Source organism: Pseudarthrobacter sp. H2, from assembly GCF_050157045.1.
Lineage (GTDB): Bacteria > Actinomycetota > Actinomycetes > Actinomycetales > Micrococcaceae > Arthrobacter.
Genome location: NZ_CP189594.1, coordinates 1,985,302 through 2,010,717 on the forward strand (window position 1 = coordinate 1,985,302; position 25,416 = coordinate 2,010,717).

At 65.2% G+C, this 25,416-nt stretch carries 26 protein-coding genes and 5 pseudogenes; 10 read left to right on the top strand and 21 right to left on the bottom strand.

Translation table 11 applies throughout. The annotated features are described in order from the left end of the window. Positions 1-37 precede the first annotated feature (37 nt). The gene (locus tag ACQCSZ_RS09385) at positions 38-610 is read right to left on the bottom strand and encodes a recombinase family protein (RefSeq protein ID WP_427007736.1); all 573 of its coding nucleotides are present in this window, start codon (positions 608-610) and stop codon (positions 38-40) included. Positions 611-817: 207 nt separating this feature from the next. Beyond that, the gene (locus tag ACQCSZ_RS09390; RefSeq protein WP_427007737.1) at positions 818-1,327 is read right to left on the bottom strand and encodes a TspO/MBR family protein; all 510 of its coding nucleotides are present in this window, start codon (positions 1,325-1,327) and stop codon (positions 818-820) included. Positions 1,328-2,684: 1,357 nt separating this feature from the next. Between ACQCSZ_RS09390 and ACQCSZ_RS09395 the strand changes: the two are divergent. Beyond that, positions 2,685-3,889 (top strand): annotated as a pseudogene (locus ACQCSZ_RS09395) (IS30 family transposase). Between the two features lie 77 nt (positions 3,890-3,966). Here the strand turns inward: ACQCSZ_RS09395 and ACQCSZ_RS09400 are convergent. From ACQCSZ_RS09400 to ACQCSZ_RS09415, 4 genes are all read right to left on the bottom strand, one after another. Continuing rightward, positions 3,967-5,694 carry an IS1634 family transposase gene (locus tag ACQCSZ_RS09400; RefSeq protein ID WP_427005461.1) on the bottom strand — a complete coding sequence of 576 codons (1,728 nt, stop codon included), beginning with the start codon at positions 5,692-5,694 and terminating at the stop codon, positions 3,967-3,969. 393 nt (positions 5,695-6,087) lie between these two features. Then, entirely contained in the window at positions 6,088-6,867 is a 780-nt protein-coding gene (locus ACQCSZ_RS09405) for an isocitrate lyase/PEP mutase family protein (protein WP_427007738.1), read from the bottom strand. Between the two features lie 134 nt (positions 6,868-7,001). Then, the gene (locus ACQCSZ_RS09410) at positions 7,002-7,520 is read right to left on the bottom strand and encodes a hypothetical protein (protein ID WP_427007739.1); all 519 of its coding nucleotides are present in this window, start codon (positions 7,518-7,520) and stop codon (positions 7,002-7,004) included. Then, positions 7,517-7,756: a cupredoxin domain-containing protein gene (locus ACQCSZ_RS09415; RefSeq protein WP_427007740.1), complete on the bottom strand. Its 240-nt coding sequence runs from the start codon at positions 7,754-7,756 to the stop codon at positions 7,517-7,519. Before ACQCSZ_RS09415 ends, ACQCSZ_RS09410 begins: the two co-directional genes overlap by 4 nt. Between ACQCSZ_RS09415 and ACQCSZ_RS09420 the strand changes: the two genes are divergently transcribed. Continuing rightward, positions 7,743-7,976 (top strand): hypothetical protein, encoded by a 234-nt coding sequence (locus ACQCSZ_RS09420; protein WP_427007741.1) that lies wholly within the window; start codon positions 7,743-7,745, stop codon positions 7,974-7,976. The two genes, ACQCSZ_RS09415 and ACQCSZ_RS09420, sit on opposite strands and share 14 nt — an antisense overlap. A gap of 83 nt (positions 7,977-8,059) precedes the next feature. Here ACQCSZ_RS09420 and ACQCSZ_RS09425 read toward each other — a convergent pair whose 3' ends face one another. The 3 genes from ACQCSZ_RS09425 to ACQCSZ_RS09435 form a co-directional block, all read right to left on the bottom strand. Beyond that, a complete protein-coding gene (locus ACQCSZ_RS09425; RefSeq protein ID WP_427007742.1) occupies positions 8,060-8,800 on the bottom strand; it encodes a class F sortase in 741 nt (246 codons plus the stop codon). Positions 8,801-8,834: 34 nt separating this feature from the next. Next, on the bottom strand, positions 8,835-9,584 hold the full coding sequence (locus tag ACQCSZ_RS09430; protein WP_427007743.1) for a hypothetical protein: 750 nt from the start codon (positions 9,582-9,584) through the stop codon (positions 8,835-8,837). A gap of 199 nt (positions 9,585-9,783) precedes the next feature. Continuing rightward, complete coding sequence (locus ACQCSZ_RS09435) at positions 9,784-10,191, bottom strand: hypothetical protein (protein ID WP_427007744.1); 408 nt, start codon at positions 10,189-10,191, stop codon at positions 9,784-9,786. 563 nt (positions 10,192-10,754) lie between these two features. Between ACQCSZ_RS09435 and ACQCSZ_RS09440 the strand changes: the two genes are divergently transcribed. Beyond that, positions 10,755-10,934 (top strand): hypothetical protein, encoded by a 180-nt coding sequence (locus ACQCSZ_RS09440; RefSeq protein ID WP_427007745.1) that lies wholly within the window; start codon positions 10,755-10,757, stop codon positions 10,932-10,934. Positions 10,935-10,988: 54 nt separating this feature from the next. Here ACQCSZ_RS09440 and ACQCSZ_RS09445 read toward each other — a convergent pair whose 3' ends face one another. Together ACQCSZ_RS09445 and ACQCSZ_RS09450 are read right to left on the bottom strand one after the other, a co-directional pair. Beyond that, complete coding sequence (locus ACQCSZ_RS09445; RefSeq protein WP_427007746.1) at positions 10,989-11,675, bottom strand: TIGR04282 family arsenosugar biosynthesis glycosyltransferase; 687 nt, start codon at positions 11,673-11,675, stop codon at positions 10,989-10,991. An 8-nt stretch (positions 11,676-11,683) separates the two neighbouring features. Beyond that, entirely contained in the window at positions 11,684-12,412 is a 729-nt protein-coding gene (locus ACQCSZ_RS09450; RefSeq protein WP_427007747.1) for a glycosyltransferase family 2 protein, read from the bottom strand. 53 nt (positions 12,413-12,465) lie between these two features. Here ACQCSZ_RS09450 and ACQCSZ_RS09455 point away from each other — a divergent pair. Then, positions 12,466-12,776, top strand: a pseudogene (locus ACQCSZ_RS09455) (Mu transposase domain-containing protein); the annotation flags it as partial. Between the two features lie 246 nt (positions 12,777-13,022). Here ACQCSZ_RS09455 and ACQCSZ_RS09460 read toward each other — a convergent pair. Beyond that, positions 13,023-13,406, bottom strand: coding sequence for a MerR family transcriptional regulator (locus tag ACQCSZ_RS09460; protein ID WP_427007748.1), 384 nt, complete (start codon positions 13,404-13,406; stop codon positions 13,023-13,025). 174 nt (positions 13,407-13,580) lie between these two features. On the opposite strand from ACQCSZ_RS09460, the pseudogene ACQCSZ_RS09465 reads away from it, so the two are divergent. From ACQCSZ_RS09465 to ACQCSZ_RS09475, 3 genes and pseudogenes are all read left to right on the top strand, one after another. After that, a pseudogene (locus tag ACQCSZ_RS09465) lies at positions 13,581-15,103 on the top strand (SulP family inorganic anion transporter). A 340-nt stretch (positions 15,104-15,443) separates the two neighbouring features. After that, on the top strand, positions 15,444-15,908 hold the full coding sequence (locus ACQCSZ_RS09470) for a hypothetical protein (RefSeq protein WP_427007749.1): 465 nt from the start codon (positions 15,444-15,446) through the stop codon (positions 15,906-15,908). Positions 15,909-15,910: 2 nt separating this feature from the next. Further along, a complete protein-coding gene (locus tag ACQCSZ_RS09475; RefSeq protein WP_427007750.1) occupies positions 15,911-17,188 on the top strand; it encodes an ArsB/NhaD family transporter in 1,278 nt (425 codons plus the stop codon). A gap of 321 nt (positions 17,189-17,509) precedes the next feature. Here the strand turns inward: ACQCSZ_RS09475 and ACQCSZ_RS09480 are convergent, their stop codons facing one another. The 4 genes from ACQCSZ_RS09480 to ACQCSZ_RS09495 form a co-directional block, all read right to left on the bottom strand. Then, entirely contained in the window at positions 17,510-18,694 is a 1,185-nt protein-coding gene (locus ACQCSZ_RS09480; RefSeq protein ID WP_427007751.1) for a cation:proton antiporter, read from the bottom strand. A gap of 428 nt (positions 18,695-19,122) precedes the next feature. Further along, entirely contained in the window at positions 19,123-19,278 is a 156-nt protein-coding gene (locus ACQCSZ_RS09485) for a hypothetical protein (protein WP_427007752.1), read from the bottom strand. Positions 19,279-19,444: 166 nt separating this feature from the next. Next, complete coding sequence (locus tag ACQCSZ_RS09490; RefSeq protein ID WP_427007753.1) at positions 19,445-19,843, bottom strand: FAD-dependent monooxygenase; 399 nt, start codon at positions 19,841-19,843, stop codon at positions 19,445-19,447. A gap of 15 nt (positions 19,844-19,858) precedes the next feature. Further along, a complete protein-coding gene (locus tag ACQCSZ_RS09495) occupies positions 19,859-20,611 on the bottom strand; it encodes an FAD-dependent oxidoreductase (RefSeq protein ID WP_427007754.1) in 753 nt (250 codons plus the stop codon). Between the two features lie 150 nt (positions 20,612-20,761). On the opposite strand from ACQCSZ_RS09495, the pseudogene ACQCSZ_RS09500 reads away from it, so the two are divergent. From ACQCSZ_RS09500 to ACQCSZ_RS09510, 3 genes and pseudogenes are all read left to right on the top strand, one after another. Beyond that, a pseudogene (locus ACQCSZ_RS09500) lies at positions 20,762-20,943 on the top strand (IS1380 family transposase); the annotation flags it as partial. A gap of 511 nt (positions 20,944-21,454) precedes the next feature. Beyond that, positions 21,455-21,550, top strand: coding sequence for a hypothetical protein (locus ACQCSZ_RS09505; RefSeq protein ID WP_427008297.1), 96 nt, complete (start codon positions 21,455-21,457; stop codon positions 21,548-21,550). 528 nt (positions 21,551-22,078) lie between these two features. Continuing rightward, on the top strand, positions 22,079-22,366 hold the full coding sequence (locus ACQCSZ_RS09510; RefSeq protein ID WP_427007755.1) for a LapA family protein: 288 nt from the start codon (positions 22,079-22,081) through the stop codon (positions 22,364-22,366). A gap of 251 nt (positions 22,367-22,617) precedes the next feature. On the opposite strand, the pseudogene ACQCSZ_RS09515 reads toward ACQCSZ_RS09510, so the two are convergent. The 5 genes and pseudogenes from ACQCSZ_RS09515 to ACQCSZ_RS09535 form a co-directional block, all read right to left on the bottom strand. Then, positions 22,618-23,029: pseudogene (locus ACQCSZ_RS09515) on the bottom strand (arsenate reductase ArsC). A gap of 64 nt (positions 23,030-23,093) precedes the next feature. Continuing rightward, positions 23,094-23,735, bottom strand: a complete 642-nt coding sequence (locus ACQCSZ_RS09520; protein WP_427007756.1) for an aquaporin — start codon at positions 23,733-23,735, stop codon at positions 23,094-23,096. Next, on the bottom strand, positions 23,732-24,049 hold the full coding sequence (locus ACQCSZ_RS09525; RefSeq protein ID WP_427008298.1) for an ArsR/SmtB family transcription factor: 318 nt from the start codon (positions 24,047-24,049) through the stop codon (positions 23,732-23,734). Before ACQCSZ_RS09525 ends, ACQCSZ_RS09520 begins: the two co-directional genes overlap by 4 nt. 396 nt (positions 24,050-24,445) lie before the next feature. Continuing rightward, positions 24,446-24,829, bottom strand: a complete 384-nt coding sequence (locus ACQCSZ_RS09530; RefSeq protein WP_427007757.1) for an Rv1678 family membrane protein — start codon at positions 24,827-24,829, stop codon at positions 24,446-24,448. Then, complete coding sequence (locus tag ACQCSZ_RS09535) at positions 24,826-25,383, bottom strand: TQO small subunit DoxD (RefSeq protein ID WP_427007758.1); 558 nt, start codon at positions 25,381-25,383, stop codon at positions 24,826-24,828. The genes ACQCSZ_RS09530 and ACQCSZ_RS09535 overlap by 4 nt, the downstream gene beginning before the upstream one ends. Positions 25,384-25,416 lie beyond the last annotated feature (33 nt).

A 25,416-nucleotide genomic window follows, 5' to 3' on the forward strand; every position in this document is an offset into this window, starting at 1 on the left:
ATGCCGTCGTTCGGCTGTGGCGCCCAAGGCCCACCGTTCATGGTTTGGCGAGGTGCCGGTAGATCGTGGGCCGGGTGACGCCGAATTCCTGGGCGATGTGTTCAACCGTGTGGGCCCGTTTCCCGTCTGGGCCCTTTTCGTCGTACATTTCACGGGCCAGCTTGACTTGGCGGGGGCCGAGTTTTGGTTTCTGTCCGCCGGTCCGGCCCCGGGCGCGGGCGGCGGCCAGCCCGTCCCGAGTCCGTTCGGACATCAGGGCGTGTTCGAACTCGGCGATCGAGCCGAGGATCTGGAAAAACATCCGCCCGATGGCTGTGGACGTGTCGATGCCCTGGTCCAGGACCACCAGGTCCACGCCGCCCTCCTGCAGCGTTTTGGAGAGCTCGATGAGGTTTTCCAACGAGCGGCCGAGCCGGTCGAGTTTGGTGACGACTAGCTGATCGCCGGGCCGGTTGGCCGAGAGCAGCGCCTTGTCGAGTTCGGGTCGGCGGGCCAGCTTCCCCGACGCCGTGTCGAGGAAGATCTGCTCGCAGCCAGCAGCGCGCAGGGCATCGTGTTGGGCTTCGGGGTGCTGATCGCGTGTTGAGACACGCCCGTATCCGATTCGCATTCCCGAAACGTATCACGAACCGGGTTGGACGTTACACAGCCGCGTACACGGGAAGCACTACAAAATTCGCCCCGTGGTACCGCCACACTGCAAAGACGCCTTGGAGTGTCTTGCGAACGATCGTTACCGAACGCCGTGCAAGCTTAGGGTCAGATATTTCACGAATTCACAAGCCTGTGGGTGAATCCCCGGTGGAGTGTCTGCGGGTCAGTTGGTGGTTGCCGCGTAGAGGTTCAGGCTGGCGGAGAAGATGATCCAGGAAATGTACGGGAGTAACAACAGCCCTGCGGTCGTGTTGATGGGGCCAAAGCGGAGAACGGTCAGGCCCACTCCCAGGAACAGGGCGGTGATGACGAAGAAAGCCAGCCACAGTGCGGCGGTTCCGAGCATGGGGTACATGCCGAAGAACGCCGGTGCCCAGGCCAGGTTCAGGGCCAGCTGGAGCCCGTAGGCTGACAAGGCGCCTCGGCGTGGGGCCGACCGCTGGCGCCATATGAGCCAGGCCGCTACCGCCATCGCCGTGTAGAGCACCGTCCAGACGGTCCCGAAGACCCAGTCCGGCGGTGTCCAGGGCGCCTTGTTCGCGGCCGCGTACCAGCCGTGGGCGTTCGCGATGATCGCCAGGGAACCTAGGAACGACACCGCGTGGGAGAGGGCAAGGAACGCCAGCAGCGCCGCGATCTGGCGGCCGGTGCCCGGCATTGGCCGCTCAGGCATGGGTTGTTCAGATTTCGCGGGCACTGGTAAACCTTGGCCAATTCCGGGGTGGCCGTCAACCCGGACGCTGCGCCGTGACCGGTACTCTCCAGGGCACCCGGTGCCGCAACCGGATGATTAGGCAGTCCGTGTGTGTTCGGCAGACTAGTTCGGCGCTGGACCTAGCCAGGCCAAGGCCCAGACCCAGGCCCAGGCCGCCCGCGCCACCGGCGTACCGGGGCTTGGGGACCAACTCGCGGAAGAGTTGCGCCCAAGCCATTGTCGGTTCGCGTACGGCTGTAAAGCATGCCATGTCCGGGCCAACGCAACGCCTACGGACGTCCGGGTGACTGCTCAGGCTGAACAAGGCGAACTTCCCATCGCCGTAAGGGAAAGCCACTCCAACTTGGTCATTTTGATGCCTAGCGCTACTTTTCCGCGCAGTGGTCCTCGACCCCCGCCCTCGCCGGCGTTCAACTCGCTGTTCAAGGCCGAACTTATCCGCAACAAGGGCCCCTTGGCGGGACATCAACCACCTTGAAGTCGCCGTGGTCGAGTACTTAGATTGGTTCAACCACCGTCGCTTGCACGGCGAGATTGGCCATGTCCCGTCATTCGAATAGGAGCAGCTCCACGCCAGCCATCCGGCCCCGGAACTGCCATCAATTTCCAACTAAACCGAAGTTACGTCTGGCATGACGTGCGGAATCCCCGCGTTCTTCAGTTCTAGCGGTCGTTGCAACACCCCAGATTTTCGGGAGTTGCAACGACCTTGCCGTCTTCAAATCAAGAATCTTCTTTAAAGGGAAAATCGGGTCCTCCGCCCACGCCGTCACAGAAGAACACCTACAGGCGGTACTCGCAGGCCGAGAAGGATGAATTCTTCGCTGTGCTGGAGCGGCTGGAGTGTGCCGCCGCGGCGGCCAGAGAGCTCGGATTCAAGGCGGCAACGTGCCGCAAGTGGGTCCGGCAAGCAGGGATCCACCTCAAGTCGGGTGTGAAGGGTTCGGAACCCCGCCGGGAGTATACGCAGGCTCAGAAGGACGAGTTCTTCACGCTCCTGGACCGCCTCGGGAACGTCTCGGCTGCGGCTTCAGAGCTGGGGCTGAGCACCGCCGCCTGCTACGCCTGGGTCCACGAGACCGGAGCATTGCCTAAACGGGCAAGGAAGATCAAGGGGCCCAACCGGAAATACTCGCAGGCCCAGAAAGCCGAATTCTTCACTGTCCTGGATAGTGTCGGCAGCGTCACCGAAGCGGCCAGGCAGCTCGGCCTGAGCAAAGATACGTGTCATAACTGGGCCAAGGCCGCCGGCATCCGCAGTGTCCGCGTGACGGTGGGAAAACGCGAGGAGTTCTTCCGCCTGCGCGCAGCCGGGGTGGGCCGGCGTGAAGCAACAGCGGCCGTCGGTGTTGACCGTAAAACGGCCTTCATGTGGGATAACGGCATAGTCCAGGCCAAGGGGAAACTTGTTTACCCTGAGCCCGCTGCCGTCGACTATAAACGGGAGGTGACTACTGCGATTGCGCCTCCCGAGGCCACCGGCGGAACAACGAATGTTTCGATTCCCCAAACGGCACTGGAGAAGGTGATCGATCCCCGGTACCTGTCGCTGCGGGACCGCGAGAGGATCCGGGACATGAAGTCCCAGGGCTCCTCCATCAGGGCCGTGGCAGCGGCCCTGGGGCGCTCCCCGTCCTCGATCAGCCGCGAGGTTTCCCGCAACAGCCACCCGGTGCTCGGCTACCAGCCCTACGGCGCCCAGCGGGCCGCCGTGGCGCGCCGGTCGCGGCCCAAAACCAGTAAGCTGAGCGGCAACCGGCGGCTGCGGGATTTCGTGAAGGGCAAGCTGCTCACCCGGTGCTCGCCCGAACAGATCTCCCACTTGCTGATCAAGGATTTCCCCGATGACGAGCAGATGCGCGTGAGCCACGAAACGATCTACCAGGCCCTCTATCTCCAGGCCCGTGGCGGGCTCAAGCGCGAGGTCAAGGACGCCCTGCGCACCGGGCGCACCCGCCGCAAGGCCCACAAGAACCCGGAGGAACGCACCAGCCGCTTCCGGGACCCGATGATCAATATTTCCGAACGCCCGCCCGAGGTCGAAGACCGTGCGGTCCCGGGCCACTGGGAGGGGATTTGATCACCGGCGCCTACAACCAGTCGGCGATCGCGACTCTCGTGGAACGCACCACACGGTACGTGATGCTGGTGCACCTGCCCACCGACCACAACGCCGAATCCGTGCGTGACGGGCTCATCGAGACCATGAGCGACCTGCCTGCACACCTGCGCGGCTCGCTCACTTGGGACCAGGGCGCGGAGATGGCCCTGCACAAGGCCTTTGGCATCGCCACGGACATGGATGTCTACTTCTGCGATCCGGGAAGCCCCTGGCAGCGCGGGTCCAACGAGAACACCAACGGGCTGCTGCGCCAGTACTTCCCCAAGGGAACCGACCTGAACGCCTACGGGCCCGAAGACCTCGAACACGTCGCCCAGGAACTCAACGCCCGCCCACGCAAAACGCTCGACTGGGATACCCCCGCCGAGCGCCTTCGTGATCTACTGGTAACCACCTAACCACCACAGGTGTTGCAACGATCCCCAGAATTCGCCGTTGGCGGGGATTCCGCTGTTTCCGGGGTTCCTCCTTCTGTCTACTTCAGGGTCAGCGGGAAGCTTTGGCCGATCAGGTCGAAGGCCTTGTGTTGGATGGGGGTGGGCACGGCCAGGGTGGGGATCAGGGGCGCGGTCTCCTCGGCGCCGTAGCGGATCTCGTTGCGGGTCAGGGTTCCCAGGTGGTCCAGCAGGGACCGGAAGCTGTGGGCGGGGTGTCCGTCTGGGGTGGTGCGCCGGCTTGCTTTGGTCTGCGCTGCGGCCGATCGTTTTGCGGGGGCGACGGGGTTCTCCGGTTCGGGGCGGTTTTCGTCGGTGAACGTCAGGGGTGCCCAGGCCCGGCGGAGGTGCCAGGTGAGGTAGGCGGCGAGCATGCAGATGAATACGTGGGCGCGGACCCGGGTTTCGGTGTGGTGGTGGATCGGGCGCAGGTCCAGGTCGATGGCCTTGATGGAGCGGAAGTCGCGTTCGACGTTGGCCAGGGACTTGTAGGTCGCGACGACTTGTCCGGCGTCCATGTGGGTGTCCTGGATGGTGGTGCGGATGATGTAGATTCCGTCCAGGGCCGCCTCGGCGGCGATTTGTTCCTCGTTGCGGGCGTACGCGAACGAGGTGTCGCCGATGGTCAGGGTGTAGTGCTTTTCCATCTTGTATCTGCCGACGACCTTGCCGGCGCGCACGCCGATCTTCCCGGCGTCTTTGAGCCGCCCGGCTTCGGCGGCGGCGGTGATTTTGGCCAGCTCCGTGTCGGTGGCTGCGAGCAGTGCGGTGCGTTTGCGGGCCCGTTCGGCGGCCAGGAGCGGGTTGCGGCAGGCGATGAGGCGTTCGCCCGGGTAGTCCGGGTGGGCGATCTCGGCCAGGTCCTGCTCGTCGAACAGGCTCATCTGCAGGGGCCCGTCGTCGGCGGCCAGGGCCTGGATGGCGGGGGCGCGCAGCGCGGTGACCCAGCCCAGTCCGCCGAGTTCCTTGAGCTGTTCGATCCGGGCGGAGGTGATCATGCCGCGGTCTCCGACCATCACCATGTCCGCCAGGCCGTAGCGGGTTTTGAAGTCCTTGGCGAGGGCCTCGAACGCGGCCGGGTCCGCGGTGTTCCCGGGCACGACACGCACCGAGACCGGCCGGCCCTCGGGGTCGGTGAGCAGACCGTACTCGATCTGCTCCAGACCTTTCTTCCCGTCGCGGGAGTAGCCGCGGGCCGCGAGCGGGCACTTGTGCCCGGTGACCCAGGACGAGGACAGGTCGAACAACGCGAGCCGGTCCGGGTTGGCCTCCGGGGACAGATGCCTTTTCGCCAGCGCCTTCTCGATGGTTTCCTGCCGGCCTGCGAGCCAGTCCATCGCGGCGTAGACCTCATCGGTCGTGGCGCCGGCGACTCCGAGGTCTTCGGCGAGGGTTGTGTCGGCCCACCAGCGGGTGGTCGCCAGCTTCGAACCGGGTCTGCAGACCCGGGCGATCACCAGGGCCAGGGCCAGGTCCCGCTGCCCGCAGGCCGGGCCGAGCAGAGCGGGAATGCCGAGGGCTTTGGCCTGGGCGAAGACCGCGGCGACGTGGCCGTGCGGCAGGGACCGGGTGATGGTGGCCACGGCGTCCGCGGGCACCAGGTGCCGGCCCTTGAGCCCGGCGTCGATGAAGTCGACCACATGCCCGGGCAGGGCCGAAAGGTTCGCGACCGTTTCGTTGCGGACCTTCCCGCCCTCGCGGTAGGTCCGGCGCAGGTACGCCGACCGGTATACGCGCTCCTGGCCATGCTTGTCCGTATGGGACTTCACAACTCTGACTACATGAACCGCGCCGCCTCGCTTCATCATAACAACATTTTAGAGTGCTTTTCCCTCACATTCGGGAAAGACACGACAACTATTCTGACTACGCGAAACCGTATAAAACGGGCCCCCCGCCCGGAAACTCAACGAATCCGGGCGAGAGACCCACGTAACTTCCGACTAAAACACGTCTCCACAAAACCCGGGGGCTTGACGTATTTCACTTGCGACTTCGAACAGGAATGACGGCTGGTGACGACGAGTTCTGAAGGCTACACCGGGTTATGTCGGGGGTTCGTGAGATGCAGGGTGACCGGGTCCTGGTCGGCATCCACCGTAGGAAACGCCGCAATGACACGGATCAACTTCATGGGGCCGCTCCGGTGGCTGGTCCTGTAGTTAGTTCAGGGGCGGGGTGTCGGCGGGAATGACACCGTTCGAGTACAGGTCGGTGGCGAGGTCGCGGAGTGCGCGCAGGGCGACACGCTGGGTGAAGGGGCCATAGGAGACGCGGGCTACCCCGAGTTCCTGCAGCTCGGCTGCGGGCAGGGCACCGGGTGCGCCGATCACTGATAGCTTTCCGCGTCCGAGTCCCTCGACCAGCGGCTCGATGACCTCGCGGGTGAGTGCTCCCGGGACGAAGACCAGCGCGGCACCGGCGTCCAGGAATGCCCGGCCCCGGGTGATGGCGTCATCGATGCTGTCTTTGATGGGACGGTGACCGCCCCTTGCAATCGCGTCGGTGCGGGCGTTCAGCTGAAAGTCGATGCCCTCGGCGTGGGCAGCTGCCATGATGGCGCGCACGCGGGCGACTGCTTCATCGAAGGGCCGGAGCCGGTCTTCAACGTTGGCGCCGACGACGCCGAGACCGATAGCCTTGCGGATCGTCTCGCCCGGGTTGGCGTAACCATCATCAAGATCGGCCGTGACGGGAAAGTCAACGGCGTCCACGATTGTCTTGACCCCTGCCAGCGCTACCTCCAGGGGCATCGTCCCGTCCGCGTAGCCGTACGCGGCGGCGATGGAGTGGCCGGCGGTCGCGATTGCCTTGGTCTCCGGCAGTGCCGCTACCGTGGCCGCGCTGATGGCATCCCAGACATTGACAACCCGCAGGATCTCCGGGGCCTCGTGCAGCCCTTTCAACTGCTGCGCGCGCTCTGACGTGTTCGTTCCGGTCATTTTTCTTCTCCGTTTTCTGTCGGGGTACTTGGCAAAAAAGCTAAGGAGGAAGTCGTTAACCTCCAAGATATTGGTCCAGAGCGTGCGTGGCACTTTCTCTCTCCACGTATTCCACTAAACAGGAATTTTCGGTGTCAGGGCGTGTCCCTGCCGGTGGGGGCGGACGTACCGGAGGCAGTTTTCGGCCGGGATCGCCGGTCCAGGATCAGCGCGATGGCGACGAGGAGGACCGCGGCGCCCTGCGCGAAGGCGGTGAGGGTCTTTTCGACGAACCAGACGGGTTCGTACATGGCCGGGAACGGCCCGAACGCCGGAACATCGATGTAGCGGTACAGGAGCAGCACCGCCAGCCCTCCGCCGGCGGTGAGCAGGGCAAGGAGCCAGGCGGGGCTGCTGCCGCGGATCAGGACGTAGAGCCCGGCTGCTGCGGCGGCGACGGCTTCGGCGAGGAAGAGGTTGCCCTCGCCGAAGCCTTCGGGAGCAGCGGACTGGTAGCCTGGCGCCATCCGGGCGTGCACGATCGCGTCCACGGCCAGAGCGGCCGCGGCCAGGACCCGCAGGACGAGACCCACAACGGTGCCACGGCCGGGGCGGGCTGGTTCCGGGCTACCGGCGCCAGTGATACCCCGGGCAGGGGTGCGGTCCTTGCTCATTTGACGGTCAGGGTCCCCTGCATGTTGGAGTGGTAGGTGCAGTGGTAGGCGTAGGCCCCTGCCTTGGCGGGGGCGGTAAACGTGGTGCTGGTGCCGGCTTTGACGACGGCGTCGAAGGACCCGTCGTCAGCGGTGACGGTGTGGGCTTGAGAGTCCATGTTCATCACGGTCACACTCGCCCCGGCAGGGACACTGTCGGGGCCGGTGTAGGCGAAGGATTTAATGTGGATCGTCAATTCGGCCGCCATCCCGGTGGACCCGCTGGTGGCTCCCATCGTGGCTCCCATTGATGATGCCATCGGGGAAGCTCCCATCCCGGCATCCATGGACGCTGACGAGGAAGCCGTTGGCGTCGTCGGCGACCCGGGTGATGAGCTGGACCCTTGCCCGGAGGTCCCGCAGGCGCTGGCACCGATGATGGTGGCCGCACCAATCAGGGCAAGGGCGAGGCGTTGACGGGTACTCTTCGTCTTCATGGTGTTCCCTTTCAGGGAGCTGACGGGCACTTCCGGGGCAGGCAGGGGGCAGCGGTTCCGGGTTCAGGCGGGGTGGCTGGAGCTCAGGTGGGCGTAGACGACGGTGTTGTCCAGGTACTCCCGGGTCACCGGGTCGTAGCCGCCGCAGGTGATCAGGCGGATCTCGGGGCGGTCCGCGTTCCGGTACACCGCCACGGTCGGGAAGGTGGCTTTGTGATAGACATCGACTTTGTCCACGGTGAAGACCGCGGCGGTGTGGTCCGCGCGGGTGACGGTGATGGCCTGGCCCGGGGTGAGTTCGTGGAGCCGGTAGAACAGCCCGACATCACTGTTGGTGGTATTGACGTGGCCGAGGATGACCGCGGACCCGCTCTGGCCGGGCGTGGGCGAGTCCTGGTACCAGCCCCCAGATGACCCGGGTTCCCCAGACGGGGTCTGGACTTCCCCGTTCGCCTGTTTGCCCACAGGGGTCAGGGCCGCGTCAACGCCGATGGCGGGGACCTCGACCCGGACCGGCGCAGAGGCGGGCAAAGCCGCATCCGGGGCCGCAGGAACAGCCGCGGAAGGCGGGATAGGCGGTGCCGGTGCATTGACCGGGTCCGTTAAAGGCGCTGGCGCAGGGCTGCTGGCGTCAGGGAATGGAGCCCTGGCCGGCGCGCTGGCCGAGACAGTGCTGGTGCCGCCCGGGACTGGTGGTTCGGCGTGGAGGCCGAGGCCGATGGTGGTGATGCCGCCAGCCAGGAGCAGCGCGGCCGCCGCGGACGCGATGGTGCGTCCGCGGCGGCTGCTGTTCTCAGTTCCCATCAGGTCCCTGAACTTCCCTGTGCTTTCTCAGGCCTTAGGCTGCCATCTTGCGGCGGAGTGCGTAGGCTCCGCCGGCTGCCAGGACGAGGCCGGCACCGGCGGCGAGGAGGCCCACGTCAGGGCCGGCCGGGGCCGGGGTGGTGATGCCGGTGCCGGGAGCTCCTGCGGGCATTGCTTTCAGAGTCCCGCACAGGGCCGGCGAGGTCGCGGCCAGCGGCAGGGACGGCACGAGGTCGCTGGGAGCTTTCTGGGCCGCGTCGGACAAGGTGGCCGGGTCCAAACCGTGGACGACGACAACGGCGGTGCCGGCCTTGAGCGCATCAGCGGTCTTCGCATCCAGGGTGAAGGTGCGGTTGTAGGTGTAGGAGGCGCCCATCCCGGCGACCTTAAGATCGGTGCCAGCTGCCGGGCTGGTGTCACCGCTGGTGGACAGGGTCGCGCCGATCCCGCCGTAGGCCGGGGCGCCTTCGGTGGTGCTGATCACGCCGTCTTTGTTGGTGTCGGCGGACATGTCCGGGCAGGTGCCCTTGGCACCGATGTGGATGTGCTGGACGTGCGGGTAGGGGCTGCCGTTGAACATCGCGGCGAGACCGGAGACTTTCTCGGTGACCGTTGCCTGGTCACCGCTGACGGTGATCATGACTGTTCCGGAGGCGTTGCTGCCGTTGATCGCGGCAAGGTTCGCCTGGTAGTTCGTGTTGTCCGCGGCGAGGGCGGGGCTGGTGGAGAGTGCGAGGGCGCCCAGGGCCAGAACAGGGGCAATCAGGAAAGCGGATTTCTTCATGATTCTTTTTCCTCCATTGACAATGAACGCTCCCCTGATGGGCACGCCCATGACTGTGACACTAACGGTTCGTTGTGTTCCAGGTCACGGATTGGTCGGATGTCATGAACTTTCCTTTCCCGGCCCTTGAAGCCTCTCACCTGTTCAAACACCCGGTCCGGGCACGTGACGGCCTGGCTTCCGGCAGGGGCGGAAGTGGTTATTCGGACCAGCAGGCCAGAACCGTGGTGGCGACCTGGTACGCGTAAGCGTCGCGGGTGACGTGGTTTGGTCCCAGTGTTTCGGGCAGGGCCGCCGCGTCGACGGTCAACACGAAGTTGTCTTTGACGAAGATGGCGGACGCTGGTGTTTGGAAGGCCGGGAACCCCAGGTTCGCCAGCCCCTCGATCGGGGTGGCCGCAACGGTGCTTCGTTGAAGATCCTGAAAATAGGTGTGTGCAGCATCCGGGTCCGGGGCTTGCTTGACCGAGAGCACGAGCGCACCGCCCGGCAGTGTGTAGGTGCAGGTATAGAGTTTGTCCGCCCAGGACGCCGCGGTGCCCGGGACAGACGGGAGGGCCAGGATCTTGACGATGTTGGCCCGGATTTCCTCCCCACACACCATCAACGCCGCAGCCGACGGCGAACCCGCCGCCACCGCGCCCGAAACAGCAGAAGGAGACCCCGGCACCGGGGAACCAGGCCCTGCTCCCGCCGGCGACGCCCCAGAAACAGCCGGAAGGCTGGTCGCCGCCGCGCCGCCGGTTCCTGCTCCCGCGGCACACCCGGCCACGGCCAGCACCAACACCAGCGCAACGGCCCGCCCGGCCATCCGGCGACCCATCCCGCACACAGGGATCCTAAGTCTCATCACACACCTTCCAGCCGACCCCAACTGACACGTCACGGCGCCTACTGGTGGTTATTCGCGGCCGAGCCGTACCCGGACCGGTCTTTCAAAACCCCAGCTGGAGGACTAAGAATGCCTTCCGCCTGCCATAACACCGCAAATCCCCACCTGCGGCGGCCTCGAGCGTCAACGAGCCCAGCCACGGTCTCAACAGCCATCATGACAGGAGAACCCCGGTAAAGGTTCAGGTGCCGCAGGAACAGGAGAGCGGTTCCCCCGGCGCCGGCCGCCGGACGGCCTTGGCAGGGCATCTTTTCAGGCGGCGGCATCGAATAACAGGCATGAACTACTACAGCCCCGCGGCGCAGGACCGGGCCAAAGACGCCGCATACGATGCAGTTGAAAAGGTACTGACCAGCATGTTCGAACCGCTGAGCCGGCAGGCCCTGACAGCACGCTGGAACCAAGCCATGGAGGCCATGGCCAAACACCTCGAAGCCCAAGATAACGGCACGGAATAACCCCCACAACGGACAACCTTAGCGTCGGAAATTTCACTTTTAAACAAGTCGCCCCTACTCTCCCGCGCACCAGTCCGGTCCCCCGGATCCCGATTGGCCGCCCGGCCGCAATTGGCAGAGCAGCGCGTGGACGGAGGCGGCGAACCTGGTCCCGGGAGCCTGTGCGGCGACGGACACGGCATCGGTGAATCTATCCACATCACTCATTTGGGGCAATATCCCGACATTGAGCCCGGCTTCTGTCAAACGGCTGAGCTGGACGGAACCCGTGGTCCCGGTGGACATGGGTACGCCACGGATAAGATCGCCGCGAGGTTCGCGCATGGCCAGTGCCCAGAAACCGCCGTCCGTGGCCATGCCAAGCCATGCATCGTGCACCGGTGCGGGGCGGGCCCAATCGTGCAGCAGCCGACCAAGATGGTTCCGGTTCAGCTGCGGGGTGTCCATTCCCAGGATCAGCAATGGACCCATCGATTGGTCACAGATGGCGGCCAGCCTCTCGTCCAGGCCGCCGTCCACCTGTGAGATGACCACGAAGCCTGCGGCGTCCTGCTCACACGGTGTTCCGTCCATCACCAGAAGCCGCCGGTCCACGGGAAACCGCCGGACCGTCTCCAGTGTCTGGCTCAGACTGATTTGGGCCAGGTCGGCAGCCTGGTCCGCCGTCAGGGGCGGGCAAAGGCGCGTCTTCACACGGCCGGGCAGGCACTCCCTGGCGATGACGGCTACTGTCAGTTGCATATCGCTCTTTATGCTTCTTCTTCGGTGTCTCTGACGCTAGGGGCAGCTCCGCCCCGACAGAGGTGCCGGGCGCTCCTGAGCTGGGCTGACATGTCCCGGAGGGCCGTGATGGTGCCCCTGATGGTTCCTGTGATCTTGGACTTTCCCGTACGCGGAAAGTAGGTGATGGGCAGTTCGGCAATGCGCCACCCGTGCCTGTGCGCTGCGAGGAACATTTCCAGGGGATAGCCGCTGCGCCGGTCCTGCAGCCGCAGGGAGACTAGGCCCTCCCGGCGGGCCGCGCGCATGGGACCGAGGTCGGTGATTTTTCCCCCGGTGAGACGCCGCAGCCGCCAGGCAAGCCAGACGTTGGCGATCCTGGCGTGCACCGGCCAGGACCCGCGCCTCGGCTGCCGGCTGCCCAGGACCAGATCGGCCGTTCCGGACAGGATTGGTGCCAGCAGCGTCGGCAGCTGCGCCGGGTCCATCGATCCATCGCAATCACAGAATGCCACGTAGTCAGCGGTCGCGGCCCTCAGGCCCGCATGCGCTGCCGAACCGAAGCCGCGGGTTCCCTCCCGGACCACCATTGCACCGAGTTCAGCAGCCAGCTCGGCGGACCCATCCGTTGACCCGTTGTCGGCCACGATGGCCCGGTATCCCTGGGGAAGCCGGGAGAGCACCCAGGGCAGGGCGCCCCGTTCGTTGAGGCACGGCAGAACAACGTCGACACTTGCTGCGGAGCCTGATTCGTCCACCCTTTGACGGTAGGCCCTCGAACCGGTCCCGACTACAGGCAAACCGTGCGAACGCCGAGTATTCGGTGCCAGTGGGGTTCATCAACCGAAAAGTCCGGGCGTCCCTGCAGACCACGCAAGTGCGGATCTTCGACGGCAGAACCCTTATCGCCACCCATCCCAGGACCGTGGCCCGGGGCGGGCAATGCGTGCAGCTGGACCACTATCTTGAGGTCCTGAAGATCAAGCCAGGCGCGCTGCCGGGATCCACTGCCCCGGCGCAGGCCCCGGAGGCCGGAGTATTCACCCCGCCCACGACGCGCTCTGGGCCGCCGCGCGGAAAACCGACGGCGATGCCGAGGCGACCCGTGAACCGATCGACGTGGAACATCCTCGAAACCGGCACCGACTCCTACCGGCTCGCTCACACTAAAGGCCAGCACGCCGTGTACGCAACCAACACAAGTGACCACGTTCGCCGCCCAATTCTTTGGGACGGCAACACCCGCTGAGCGCCGGCGCACACTTCTTGCTGTCCTGCCCCGTACGGCGGCCGGAGTTCCAGGACCAGCGCCCAAGTGGGTGCGTGCCGGGAAGGGGAGCCATTCTGCAGCCCGGCACGTACAGTCTGTCAGCTGTGCCTGCTGAGGCGCTCGATGAACTCGTCCGCCTGGGCCAGGTTGCGTGCCATCTTTGCCCGCTCGTGGACGGCCCTCTCCAGGAACTCCGCCGACCTGCCGGCCGTTTCGCTGCCTGAGACTTGGCTGTCCGGTGTGGCCAGGATGCTGAGGATCTCGGCCATGTCCTCCAGGGAGAACCCCAAGGGCTTCATCTGTTTGATGACCATGAGCCGCTCGAAGTCATCCTCCGAATACACCCGGAAGCCGCCGCCGGTGCGGCCCGTGGCCGGGAGAAGCCCGACGTCGTCATAGTGCCGGATGGTCCGCAGGGACAGTCCGGTCCTGTCTGCCAGTTCACCGATGTGCATGGAAGTTCTGCTGGTCTTTGCTGTCATCAGGGCCTCCGTCCTGTTCCGATACACCCTACCATCACGTTAAGGTAGAGTTGCGGGTACGCGGTGAGAGCTTCAAGGGTAGTTCCCCTCTTCCTGCGCGGCGCTGCGCCCCGTCATTCTTCGAAAAAGCTGAGGCGCTGGCGCGTGCCTTCCTGACCATGAACGGAGCCAGCAATGGCAGTCAAAACCGCAGGGGATGCCCTTGCCTTCACGCCCGAGCAGCTTCAATCCGTGCGGGGAACCCTGATGTCCCCGCACCGGCTCAAGACCGAGGTCCTGGCCGGGCTGGTCGTCGCGCTGGCCCTCATCCCGGAAGCGATCGCGTTCTCGATCATCGCCGGCGTGGACCCGCGGATCGGCCTGTTTGCCTCCTTCACCATGGCCGTGACGATCGCCTTCGTCGGCGGCCGCCCCGCCATGATCTCGGCCGCCACCGGCGCGATCGCCCTGGTGATAGCCCCGCTGGTGAAATCCCACGGCGTGGACTATTTCGTTGCCGCCGTGATCCTCGCCGGCGTCTTCCAGATCATCCTGGGCCTGTCCGGTGTGGCGAAACTGATGCGGTTCATTCCGCGGTCGGTGATGGTGGGCTTCGTCAACGCCCTGGCCATCCTGATCTTCCTCTCCCAGGTCCCCGAACTCCTCGGCGTCCCGTGGCTCGTTTACCCACTGGCCGCGCTCGGCCTGGTGATTGTCTTCGGCCTGCCGAAACTCACCAGGGCCGTCCCGGCACCGCTCGTGGCGATCGTGGCCCTGACCCTCATCACGGTGCTGGCCGCCGTCGCCGTCCCCACCGTGGGGACAAGGGCAGGCTGCCCGATTCGCTGCCCTCGCTGTTCATTCCGAACGTGCCGTTCAGCTTCGAGACCTTGCAGATCATCTTCCCCTTCGCCCTCGCCATGGCGTTCGTCGGGCTGCTCGAATCCCTCATGACGGCCAAGCTCGTGGACGACATCACGGACACCCGTTCACCCAAGAGCCGCGAGGCCTGGGGCCAGGGCGTCGCGAACATTGTCACCGGGTTCTTCGGCGGCATGGGCGGCTGCGCCATGATCGGGCAGACCATGATCAACGTCAAGGCCTCCGGCGCCCGTACCCGGATCTCCACTTTCCTGGCCGGCGTCTTCCTGCTCGTCCTGGTCGTTGTCCTGGGCAACGTTGTCTCCGTGATCCCGATGGCTGCCCTGGTGGCCGTGATGATCTTCGTCTCCGTCGCCACCTTCGACTGGCACAGCATCCACCCCCGGACTCTCAAGGCCATGCCGAAGAGCGAAACCATGGTCATGGTCGCCACCGTCATCGTCACCGTCGCCACCCACAACCTGGCCATCGGCGTCGGCGTCGGCGTGCTCGCCGCGATGGTGATGTTCGCCCGCCGCGTCGCGCACTTCGTCACCGTCGAAAGGACAGTCCAAACCGTTGACGGCCACGAAACCGCGACCTATGTGGTGGACGGCGAGCTGTTCTTCGCCTCTTCCAACGACCTCTACACCCAGTTCGCATACGCGCTTGACCCCGACCGCGTCGTAATCGACATGCACGCCTCCCACCTCTGGGACGCCTCCACCATCGCCGCAGTGGACGCCATCACCGAGAAATACCACCGCCATGGCAAGGACGTGAACATCATCGGACTCAACGACGCCAGCAGCCTGATGCGCGAACGCCTCGGGGGAATACTCCGCGCCGGCCACTAACAAACCGGACGACCGATCCGGAAGGAACCGGCAAGTGGTCGGCGCCGTGAGTCTTTCCCACGCTGTCCAGGGCCGGGACGTTGCCCCTGGACCCCTGGACTGTTTGCGCAGATTACGACCGCAGGCGTCGAAGGATCGCGGTCAAAGGTGCCAACCAATGGCATGAGGGCGGCGGGCAGCGGCTGACGATTAATCATCGCGGTGCTCTCGACGTCGTCCGCGCGGCGGATTCCCGGGCATCTGCCGCCGCTCCGGGCAGGTGCCTGTAGAGGTGGTCGGATAGCATGATCGTGTCCTACGAGCAGAGAGGGTCGCCATGCGTGCCGCCGACCTACAGGTTGTGTTACCCGTTGTCCGCAGGGAGACCACCGCGGTGGAGGCCGGGCGGCTGATCGCTGAGGGCGGTCTCGTTGGTCTCGTCATTGCCGATAGCGCGGGTATCCCGGTCGCGATCCTTTCGGCCGTGGACGTCCTGCAGCTCATGGTCCCGGACTATGTTCTCGATGACCCGTCGCTTGCCGGGGTATTCGATGAAAAAGGCGCCGGAGAACTGTGGGAGCACCTGGACGAACGGACCATCGGTGAGCTGCTGGATGACGACGGCGTCACGGTGAGCAGAATCCTGACCATCGAACCCGAAGACACGCTGATCGAGATGGCGGCCCGGATGGTCGACGCCCGCACCCAGATCGCACGTGTCAGCGGTTCACCCGACGACGCCCCCACGTTCGTGACGCTCCCCGCGGTCATCAACGCCATCCTCCGTTACTGGGCCGGGACGGGCCCGGAGAGCGGTTCGGAGTGAGTGTGCAGATCGTCCTCGCTCTGGCGATCTTTCTTGGAGCCTATGTCCTGATCGCAACCGAGAAGGTTCCGCGTGTAACGGCTTCGCTCGGCGGCGCAGCGGCCATGGTCCTGATCGGTGCGACGGATGACCGCGGCATCTTTTTCTCCCAGGACAGTGGAATTGACTGGAACGTCATCTTCCTGCTGCTGGGCATGATGATTATCGTCGGCATCCTGCGGCAAACGGGCCTGTTCGAGTTTCTCGCCATCTGGGCGGCGAAGAAAGCGCGCGGACGCCCGTACGCGATCATGGTGATGCTCGTGATCATCACGGCCGTACTTTCCGCGTTTCTCGACAATGTCACGACGGTGCTGCTCGTCGCACCCGTGACTCTCCTGGTCTGCGAACGGCTCGCCGCCCCCGCGATCCCCCTCCTCATCGCCGAAGTGATGGCCAGCAACATCGGCGGCACCGCAACGCTCATCGGCGACCCGCCGAACATCATCATCGCCAGCCGCGGCGGGCTGACCTTCAACGACTTCATTGTCAACCTAGCCCCGCTGATAGCGATCCTTCTCATCGTCTTCATCGTGCTGTGCCGGGTGCTGTTCCGGTCCGCGTTCCGCTACCAGCCGGAGCGCGCGGCACGAATAATGGCCCTTAAGGAGAGGGAAGCAATCGGGGAAAAGGCACTGCTGATCAAATGCCTCGTCGTACTGGGCCTGGTGCTGTTCGGATTCATCGCCCATCCGCTGACCGGACTTGCGCCGTCGATCGTCGCAATGCTCGGGGCCGGCCTTCTTGTCCTGCTTGCCCGCCTCGAACCGCGGAAGGTTTTCGGCGATGTCGAGTGGGAAACCCTGGTGTTCTTCGCGGGCCTGTTCATCATGGTCGGATCGCTTGTCAACCTCGGCGTCATCGACACGGTCGGACAGACCGCGGCCGCCCTCGTGGGCGATAATTACCGGGCCGCCGCCATCTGGCTGATGATCGTTTCAACCGTGTCCTCCGGCATCATCGACAACATCCCCTACGTTGCGACACTCGCCCCGATCACCAACGATCTCGTCCAGGCAGGCGGCACAGCAGCCCAACCCCTCTGGTGGGCTCTCGCACTCGGCGCGGATCTTGGCGGCAACGCAACCGCAGTCGGCGCCAGCGCGAACGTCGTCGTGATCGGCATAGCCAAACGTCACGGACAGCCGATTTCGTTCTGGACCTTCACCAAGTACGGACTCATCGTCACGGCAGTCACGGTAGGAATAAGCGTGCCCTACCTTTGGCTGCGCTACTTTTGACCGCTGCCCGCGGCCATGACGTCCCTTGGTTCCCCGAGCCCCGGTTCTTGCGTCAAGGACGGAGGAACCGGGAGTCTTCCTGATCCGCAAGGCGAACCCGGCGCAACACGAGGTCCCAGGACTCTGACCATCTGCAACATTCAGCGCGGCCATGCCCCGACATTCCACTGCCACCCGGCATCCGCCCGGGTCCTTGCCGACCTCTCACCGGCTGGACACTCCGTTGTCCGCCGCCACGGGCCGAACACGAGGAAGTGACAAGAAGCGAGGTCCAGATGTTCGATACAGCTAGCTTCCTCATGGCTGGCGCGAGGCCGCTGACTACGGCGTCGGGGGAAGGCGGAGCTGAAATTGCCTGGCGACGACGACGTCGGTGGAGGAATGGGCGAGGATGGACAGCACAATGACCAGCGCCACGAGATGAAAGACCTCATCGGAGCGCTCCACGCCTGACTCGAGAACGAGAAGCCCGTAGACGACGGAGGCGAAGCCTTTGGGACCGAACCACATGGCTGCGAGTTGTTCCTTGAGGGGCAGCCGGGTACCGAGGAAGGAAACAAGCAGCGCCAACGGACGGGCCAGGACGATGGCCAGGACTGCGAAAACCCACCCCGTCCACGCGATCTCCCCGAACAGGAACGTTGGGGTGACCAACGCACCGAACACGAGGATGGCAGCGAGTTTCAGCAGTTCGGACACCAGTTCCCCGAACTGTTCGAACTCTTCCCGGAAGCCCGGGCCTGCGGTGGCGACCGTGATGCCGGCCGTAAAGGCTGCGAGGAAGAGGTTGGCCCCGGTCACCAGGCAGATAGCGAGTACGAGCAGACCGATGGATACCGCCACCAGCGGTTGCAGGCCCTTGGTGGCCTTCAAGAACGGCAGCCGTTCCAGCCAAATGACTATCAACGGGACGAGGACTCCGACAAGCAGGCCCAGGCCGATTTCTTCGGCGAGCACGCCGATTCCGACGTCCGTTCCGCCGCCGAGGGCCAGCAGGACCAAAACGATGGGCAGGGCCAGTCCGTCATTGAGGCCTGACTCAACATTGAGAAGGTGGCGCAATCGCCCGGGAACTTCCTCACGCCCCACAATGGCGGCCGCGAACACCGGATCGGTCGGTGCCAGCACCGCCCCCAGCAAGAAGCACTGAAGCCATGGCAGCCCCGCGATGTAATGGGCCAGCACGGTCGTGACGACAAATGTCAGTGGCAGCCCGAACAGCAGTGCCCGGCCAGGCAAACGCCACGCGCTTCGAAGATCCGACAGTCCCACTTTCATTCCGTCGGTGAACAGGACAGAGAAAAGGGCCAGCTGGGCCAGAACCCCGACGGCAGGATCATCGGATTCCATGGGGACGATATCGAGCACACCCCGGCCCACGACGAAGCCGCCCGCGAGAAACAGCACGGCAGTGGAAAGCACCGTTCGGCTGGCGCGTTCAGATATCAGAACACCGAGCAGCAGCAGCACCGCAAAAGCGAGCGTCAGGATCGGAACCATCGTCATACCCCCAATGAATCCACGTCAGTCAGCGACTACGTGACCATCCTCCCGGGCCGGACGACGAGGACCGGGCAGAGGCCTGGTGGGTCACGTGGGTCGAAAGTGATCCGATCTTCAGCCCGCCAAAGACCGGCGAGGCCGCGGGACCCCACGATGAGGAGGTCCGCGTCTTTTGACGGCGTCCACAAGTGCGGACGCGGACGCGTTCAGCGGCATGACGAGAGTCGTTGATACCGCTGTCTTCCATGGTCGATGGCGAAGGCGGATAGGTCCAGGCTGTGATGGCGCGGACGTTCCCGTTCCGCATGCGCGATTCGTCCACCGCCCCCCGCAGGGCGGTCGGTGATGGTTCAGAACCGTTGCCACCGACCATGATCAGGAATGTCCCGCAACCATTCATTCTTCTGTCCTTTCACAGGCCTCGGGCAGTGTCAGTCTGTCCTTGTCGCGGGCGAGCGGTCAAGGCCGTCTTCAGCGCCGCCCTGGGCCTGGCGCGCCGTCCGCTCATCCTGGGACTCGCACTTTTTGTCGCCGCCGTCGGCGGAGGGTTTCTCGCCGCAATCGCCGGAGCGGTCCGGTGTACGCAACTGCGAAATTATCGCCAACCGCGTCGGGCCCCGCCCGGCCGTACCGCAGCAGTCAGTCAGTGCCCGGAATCCGTGGTTCAGGTCCGGCCGCTGCGCAAGTTGACCGTCGCAACCCGGCCGGGTTCTCCCGGCGCTGATCCGGATCCGGGTTTGGTCCCCGGCCTGGCTAGGGTGCGGCGCCGGATCTGCCGATCAGGGAAGCGCTGATAAGGCGCGTCATGCCCGGAATCTTCGCGAGCCGGATCACGGTCCGGCGCAAAAAAGAGGAATAGTGGGTCGCCGGGACGAACCACTGGGCGGCGGACACGCCGGCCCGCTGGTGCTCCTCGACCGGTGGACGTAAGCGCATTTCGAACGCCGTGAGGGCCCGGCTGACTTCCGCATGTTTTTCGAGTTCTTCAGCCAGCACGTAGGCGGCGGCCATCCCGAGGGAGGCGCCCTGGCCAGCCAGAAGGGACACCGCAGCGGCGGCGTCTCCGAGCAGGACCACCCGTCCTGTGTGCCAGCGGGGCATCCTGATCTGGGCGACCTGGTCGTAGTAAATGTCTTCGGGGCAGTGCTCCAAGGCAGCCGGACAGATCTAGCCCAGGCGCCGGTACCTTGACCGCAGCAGGGCACGGGGATCAGCCGGAAGGGCAGGGTCTCCTGTGCGGTGCACAGCCATGGCGGTGGTCCTGCCGTCACGCAGCAGGTAGAAGAACATCGCCTCATTGCGGGTATCGGTGACGGCAACCCGGTCACCGATCAGGGCAGCGAGGTCAGGGTCAACGAAGGAATAGGCGCCCACCTGGAAGCCAAGAAAATGGAAGAACTCTTCCTCCGGGCCGAAGACCAGCTCCCGGACGGCCGAGTGGATCCCGTCAGCGCCGATGAGCAGATCCGCCTCCAGCACCCGCCCGTCGTCGACGGTCGCCGTCACCGAGTTCAGGCTCTGCCCGACGGCTGAAACGGTGCGGCCGTACCGCACGTCTACCCCGGAAGGCAGCGCCTCGCGCACGGCCAGTTCCAGATCAGGGCGCAGAATGCTGGTCAGTTCGCCCCTGACAACCCCGGCAAATCTTGCGAAGGGCAGGCTTGCCCGGCTGTTGCCGAGCTGGTCGACGTATTCCAGCCGCTGGACCTGATAGCCCAGTTCGCGTATCCGGGGGATGATCCCCAACTGATCGGCGGCCTGCCAGCCGGGGCCGAAGAAATCGATCATGTACCCCTGCGGCCGCGGACCCTGTGCCTGGTCCACGACGACGACCTGCCATCCGGTCCGGGCCAAGAACGCGGCCGCGGACAGCCCACTGATCCCGGCCCCGCAAATGATTGCCCTCCGCAGAGTTCCCATAGCGTCACCGTAGTCCCTCAACCCCGCGAGAGGCTCAGCTTCGGCGGCCCGCGCCGCCAGCCAGCGCGGCGGCAACCGTGGCATGGCCGTAGAAGGCCGAGTCGGCCCGGCAGAGCACCCGTCCGGCCGGATGCTGGGCTGCCGCCGGTGATGACGCTGGCACGGGATGCCGGGCTGCATGAGCTGGCCGATGAGTGGCTGTCGGTCCCACGGATAAGGGCGCGAACGCCGGGCTGAAGGTCGCCTCGCTGGTGGCCGGGATGGTGTCCGGTGCGGACTCGATCGATGACATGGCCGTGTTGCGCCATGGCGGGATGAAGCGGCTCTTCAACGACACAAGGTTCGGTTCATCAAAGGACACCGACCACAGCGGCCGTCTTATGAGACATCGAGATGTCCTTCATTTCCAGGAAATTTATTCCCTGACAAGACGGCCATTTCGTGTTTAGTACGCCGGGCACGCCTCACACCTCATCGGTGGATCAAGGCTTAGGTGACGTTTGGAGGGGGTGCCGGGCCGGTCCCGTGGGTGCCGGTTGCCCTGCGCGCGTACAGACCACCCAGCGGTCCGGTTCGTCCTCAACGGCAGAGACTCTCCGACGTCTCCCTCATCTCCGGGAACCATCTTGGCAACCCCGTCGGCTCCCGGCGGGAAGGCCTATAGATAGTGTCCGGGAATAGACGGATAATGAACGCAAGCACATGCCGTGCCGGCCGGTGCCCCGGTCAGGGAATCGGGCGCTATTTCCCGGCCCCTGGTTCGCTGCCGCACTTCCGGGGAGAAAGGTTCCCATGGCGCTGTCGGATTAAGAGCGCAGACACCTTGAAAAGCTCGAACAGGATCTGGCCGCAACCGATCCGGACCTGGACCTCGAACTGCAGTCCGGATTACCCCGCGGTATGGCTTCTCGCACTGTCTACGGCATTCTGCCGCTCTAGCCGGCTTCGGACTGGTCATCGCGGGGATCGTCACGCAGCTCACGATCATCGGCGTCATCGGGTTCCTGCTGATGGGCGCAGGCGCTCACTGGTTCGTCGGCGGCTTCCGCCCGCGCAGCGGGTCGGGGTAGCCGCCCTTGGCCGGCAGTGCGTGGTTGGAGCATCCAGTCTGGAGACCCACCGCCTCCTTGGGCGCCTTGGCCACAGGCAGCGTCCCCGTTCGTCCCCGAACCGGAACTAAATGGTTTATCACGGCCGCATGCCCGGGCTCCGCGTACCGCCGGGCCGTACCGGGCAGAGGACGCATGCTTCCGGGAGGAGTAACCTGTGATATATCCGTCCTGCACGGACGGACTGCTCCGGTTTTAGGGGATGAAAAACGTGGCCGCCGATCCAGCGCCGAGTCCATCGACGGGGGGCCACCCCGCCTCGCGTGCGGTTAATAAACCTGTGCCTTCAAGACCGAAACGCCCTCCCCGGAAACCGGCCTCGGACCTGCACGGGGCTGCGGAGGTGACGCGGGCCGGGATGATCTGGGTTGCCGTCAGCGCGAGGCTGGTTCTTCTGGTTTTGCTCATCATCTTCATCCTTCAGAACCAGAATCGCGTGACCGTGCACTATCTTGGGGCGGCCGGCGAGCTTTCCCTGGGCATGGCACTGTTCATCGCAGCAGTCGTGGGCGGGATCCTGGTCGCAATCGCCGGGGCAGCGCGCATTCTCCAGCTTAGAAGCCAAGGCCGCCACCTGCCCGCCCTGCCGTCGGCTCCGCCGGGACCCGCGACAACCGGCCAGCACGAATCAACGTCCGGGCCGTGAGTCCCCCGGGCTAGTCGTGACGATGCAGCAGGGGTCAGCGGGTCTGCCCGCCCCGGGCAGACCCGCTGACAATGCCCGCGCAGCCTTCCCCATAGTGTGTCCGGCAGGCCGGAGGCGCGTTCTGCTTAGCAGCAGTCCAGGTCGTCGTCGCAACAACCTGTGTCGGTGCAGCATCCGGTATCCATGCAGATTCACCTCATCTCCTTCTCACTGCTCAGGCGTGGGTCGTTCCCTCCACCAGCGACGTGGCGTTACTTTGCTGCGGGGGTGAGGGATTCGATGAGGCCCTCGATACGGGTCTTGATCTCGTCCCGGATGGGGCGGACGGCGTCCACGCCCTGGCCGGCCGGGTCTTCCAGGAACCAGTCCTCGTAGCGCTTGCCGGGGAAGTACGGGGCATTCGTCGCCGCAGCCCATGGTGATCACGACGTCGGATTCCTTCACGGCCTCGGTGGTGAGGACCTTGGGGATCTCGGCGGACATGTCGATCCCGAGTTCGGCCATGGCTTCGACGGCGGCGGTGTTGACCTTGCCCGCGGGCTGGGATCCGGCGGAGCGGACCTCGATCCGGCCCTCGCCAAGGGTGGTGAGGAAGGCTGCGGCCATCTGGGAACGTCCGGCGTTGTGGACACAGACGAAGAGGACGGAGGGCCTGTCGCTCATGAGAGGACCTTTCGATCGGCCGCGGGCGCGGCTGAGGCGGGAACGGTGGGGTAGAGGGCACGGATCAGGAAGAATCCGGCGGTGCCGCCAACAGCTGGGCGAGGATGAACGCTGGCGCAGAGGCCGGAGCGATGCCGGCAAAGGTGTCCGTGATGGTCCGGGCCACGGTTACGGCGGGGTTGGCGAAACTGGTGGAGCTGGTGGAGCTGGTGAACCAGTAGGCGGCCGCAATGTAGCCGCCGACGGCAAAGGCCACCCTCTGGGCCCGGTGGGAGCGGGCCGTGCCGAAGACGACCAGGAGCAGCCCGATGGTGGCGATGGTCTCGCCGAGCCACAGCCCCGTCCCGGCGCGTTCGTGAGAGGACAGCGTAGCCGCGTCGAGACCGAACATCAGATTGGCCAGCACGCTTCCGGTCAGGCCCCCGACGAACTGGGCCGCGATCAAACCCAGTGTGGTGCGTATGTCCATCATCCCCAGGACCCGTTCGAGCAACGTGACTACGGGATTGAAGGATGCCGAGAACGGCTGCAGGGCCAGGATCAGCGCCACCAGCACGGCGCCCGTGGCAATGCTGTTCTGGAGCAGCTGTAGCCTGACATCGTTCGGGGACAGCCGCGAGGCCATGACACCGGACCCGACCACAGCCATGACCAGGAAAGCGGTGCCGGCGAACTCCGCCAAGGCCCGCCGCCCCAGCACACTCACCGGCGCTGTCCCCCGATCAGGGCGGCCAGGTCCTTAAGGGCATCGGTGCGCGCACTGTAGTAGACCCACACGCCGCGCTTTTCCCGTTCCAGCAGTCCCGCTTCGTGCAGGACCTTCAAATGGTGGCTGATCGTGGGCTGGGACAGCTCAAATGCGTCGTTCAGGTCACACACGCAGGCCTCGCCGCCCTCATGGGACGCCATCAGGGACATCAGCCGCAACCGCACCGGATCCCCCAACGCCTTCAGCAGCGGCGCGATCCCCCGGCCTCCGATTCCGACAAACGGGGTGGAGGATTGTCTCCACGGAGGAATATGGTCCCCGTTCAAGCTGCGATTACGGCGCTAAGTGGGCTCAAATCTGGTTGACATTCCCAGCCTGGACCTGCGGCCGGGCGTTGAGCCGGTCAGGGCGGCCTGCTGCGTGGGTTCCGTTCCGATTGCGTTGGCGCGCCCGGGTTGTCCCCGGTCTTTCCTGGGTTGTCGCGGTCCGGAGCCATCGAAACGTTGAGGCCATGACAATTCGAGACCAGGAAAAGGAAGACAGGATATTTACCGCGGGGCCGCAGGCCTATGCCGCGCCGGGGCCGCCACGTGAAGCTGCGCGGCGCCGCCACACCACGGCAACCCTCACCGCGCCCGGCCGCTCAGGGTGGAGGAGGGCACGTCTGCCGGGGCAACCTGTCCGCTCCGGTGGACGTTCGGTGTTGCTCAGATGTCGGGTTTGTTGCCGGCGAGCATGGTTCCGATGTAGGCCAGACCGAGTCCGGCCAGCAGCGCCGCCGTTCCGACGCTGCCGGTGATCAGCCCTGTCCCGTGTCCGTAGGTGAAGAGGCGGATCAGGCCCAGGACGATCATGACGGCGCCGACGCCGTACAGTAGGGCGCGCAACCGGAGCACGGTGCCGGCGAAGGCGATGAGGGCAAGAACGAGAAGAACCACCGCTTGTACCGGATTGACCGGCACCAGCTTGAGCGGGTCATAGTCGATGAGTGCGAATACGGCGCTTGCCGCGGTGACGGCACTGAGTATCAGCGCCCGGCGCCGGGTCCGCTGATCCAGCCTGGCACGACGGGCGCTACGGGGACCGGTCATGATGCCCTCAGCGCCCACTTGGCCAGGCGGTTCGAGGAGGTCCGCCAGCGCGGACGGAGCAGGCCGTCGAGCCCCGCCGTCCGGCCGGCGGCCGTCGCAAGCAGCACGGCGTGCACGGCGAGCATGAGGTAGTAGGACCAGTGCCACTCATTGGGTGCGTTCAGGACCGACATGGTGATCGCCAGCGCCTGAAGGATGCCGATCGCGGCCCAGAACCGGGTAAGCAGGCCGGCGAGCAGGAACGCGCCGAGGCTGAACTCGACCAGCAGAGTCGCATAGCCGAACAGCGTGAAGTTCGGTAGCACGACGTACTGGACCAGCCAGGAGAACGGCGGCACGACCGGGTGTTCGACGGCATAGCTGGTGAATTGGAAGAGACCCGTATGGTCGTTGCGGCCGAAGTCGGGGGGAATCTTCCAGCTGACGTTCTGGATCCACAGCAGGGCCACGGCAATTCGCAGGCCGGCGATGACGGCACGGGCGGCCCTCCCGGCATCGAGTCCCTCGTCGGCTGCCGTACCGCCCGTCGTCGTGGGTTCAGCCAGATCAGACACGGCAGGATGCCTTCGCCTGTTCTCCCGGAAGGG

What these genes read in the sequence shown, in the direction of transcription:
- ACQCSZ_RS09405 (WP_427007738.1), bottom strand. Translation starts at nt 6,867, where the DNA reads ATGACCGGAACGAACACGTCAGAGCGCGCGCAGCAGTTGAAAGGGCTG.
- ACQCSZ_RS09430 (WP_427007743.1), bottom strand. Translation starts at nt 9,584, where the DNA reads ATGAAGAAATCCGCTTTCCTGATTGCCCCTGTTCTGGCCCTGGGCGCC.
- ACQCSZ_RS09410 (WP_427007739.1), bottom strand. Translation starts at nt 7,520, where the DNA reads ATGAGCAAGGACCGCACCCCTGCCCGGGGTATCACTGGCGCCGGTAGC.
- ACQCSZ_RS09440 (WP_427007745.1), top strand. Translation starts at nt 10,755, where the DNA reads ATGAACTACTACAGCCCCGCGGCGCAGGACCGGGCCAAAGACGCCGCA.
- ACQCSZ_RS09390 (WP_427007737.1), bottom strand. Translation starts at nt 1,327, where the DNA reads ATGCCTGAGCGGCCAATGCCGGGCACCGGCCGCCAGATCGCGGCGCTG.
- ACQCSZ_RS09425 (WP_427007742.1), bottom strand. Translation starts at nt 8,800, where the DNA reads ATGGGAACTGAGAACAGCAGCCGCCGCGGACGCACCATCGCGTCCGCG.
- ACQCSZ_RS09495 (WP_427007754.1), bottom strand. Translation starts at nt 20,611, where the DNA reads ATGGGAACTCTGCGGAGGGCAATCATTTGCGGGGCCGGGATCAGTGGG.
- ACQCSZ_RS09510 (WP_427007755.1), top strand. Translation starts at nt 22,079, where the DNA reads ATGATCTGGGTTGCCGTCAGCGCGAGGCTGGTTCTTCTGGTTTTGCTC.
- ACQCSZ_RS09480 (WP_427007751.1), bottom strand. Translation starts at nt 18,694, where the DNA reads ATGACGATGGTTCCGATCCTGACGCTCGCTTTTGCGGTGCTGCTGCTG.
- ACQCSZ_RS09385 (WP_427007736.1), bottom strand. Translation starts at nt 610, where the DNA reads ATGCGAATCGGATACGGGCGTGTCTCAACACGCGATCAGCACCCCGAA.
- ACQCSZ_RS09460 (WP_427007748.1), bottom strand. Translation starts at nt 13,406, where the DNA reads ATGACAGCAAAGACCAGCAGAACTTCCATGCACATCGGTGAACTGGCA.
- ACQCSZ_RS09420 (WP_427007741.1), top strand. Translation starts at nt 7,743, where the DNA reads ATGTGGATCGTCAATTCGGCCGCCATCCCGGTGGACCCGCTGGTGGCT.
- ACQCSZ_RS09530 (WP_427007757.1), bottom strand. Translation starts at nt 24,829, where the DNA reads ATGACCGGTCCCCGTAGCGCCCGTCGTGCCAGGCTGGATCAGCGGACC.
- ACQCSZ_RS09445 (WP_427007746.1), bottom strand. Translation starts at nt 11,675, where the DNA reads ATGCAACTGACAGTAGCCGTCATCGCCAGGGAGTGCCTGCCCGGCCGT.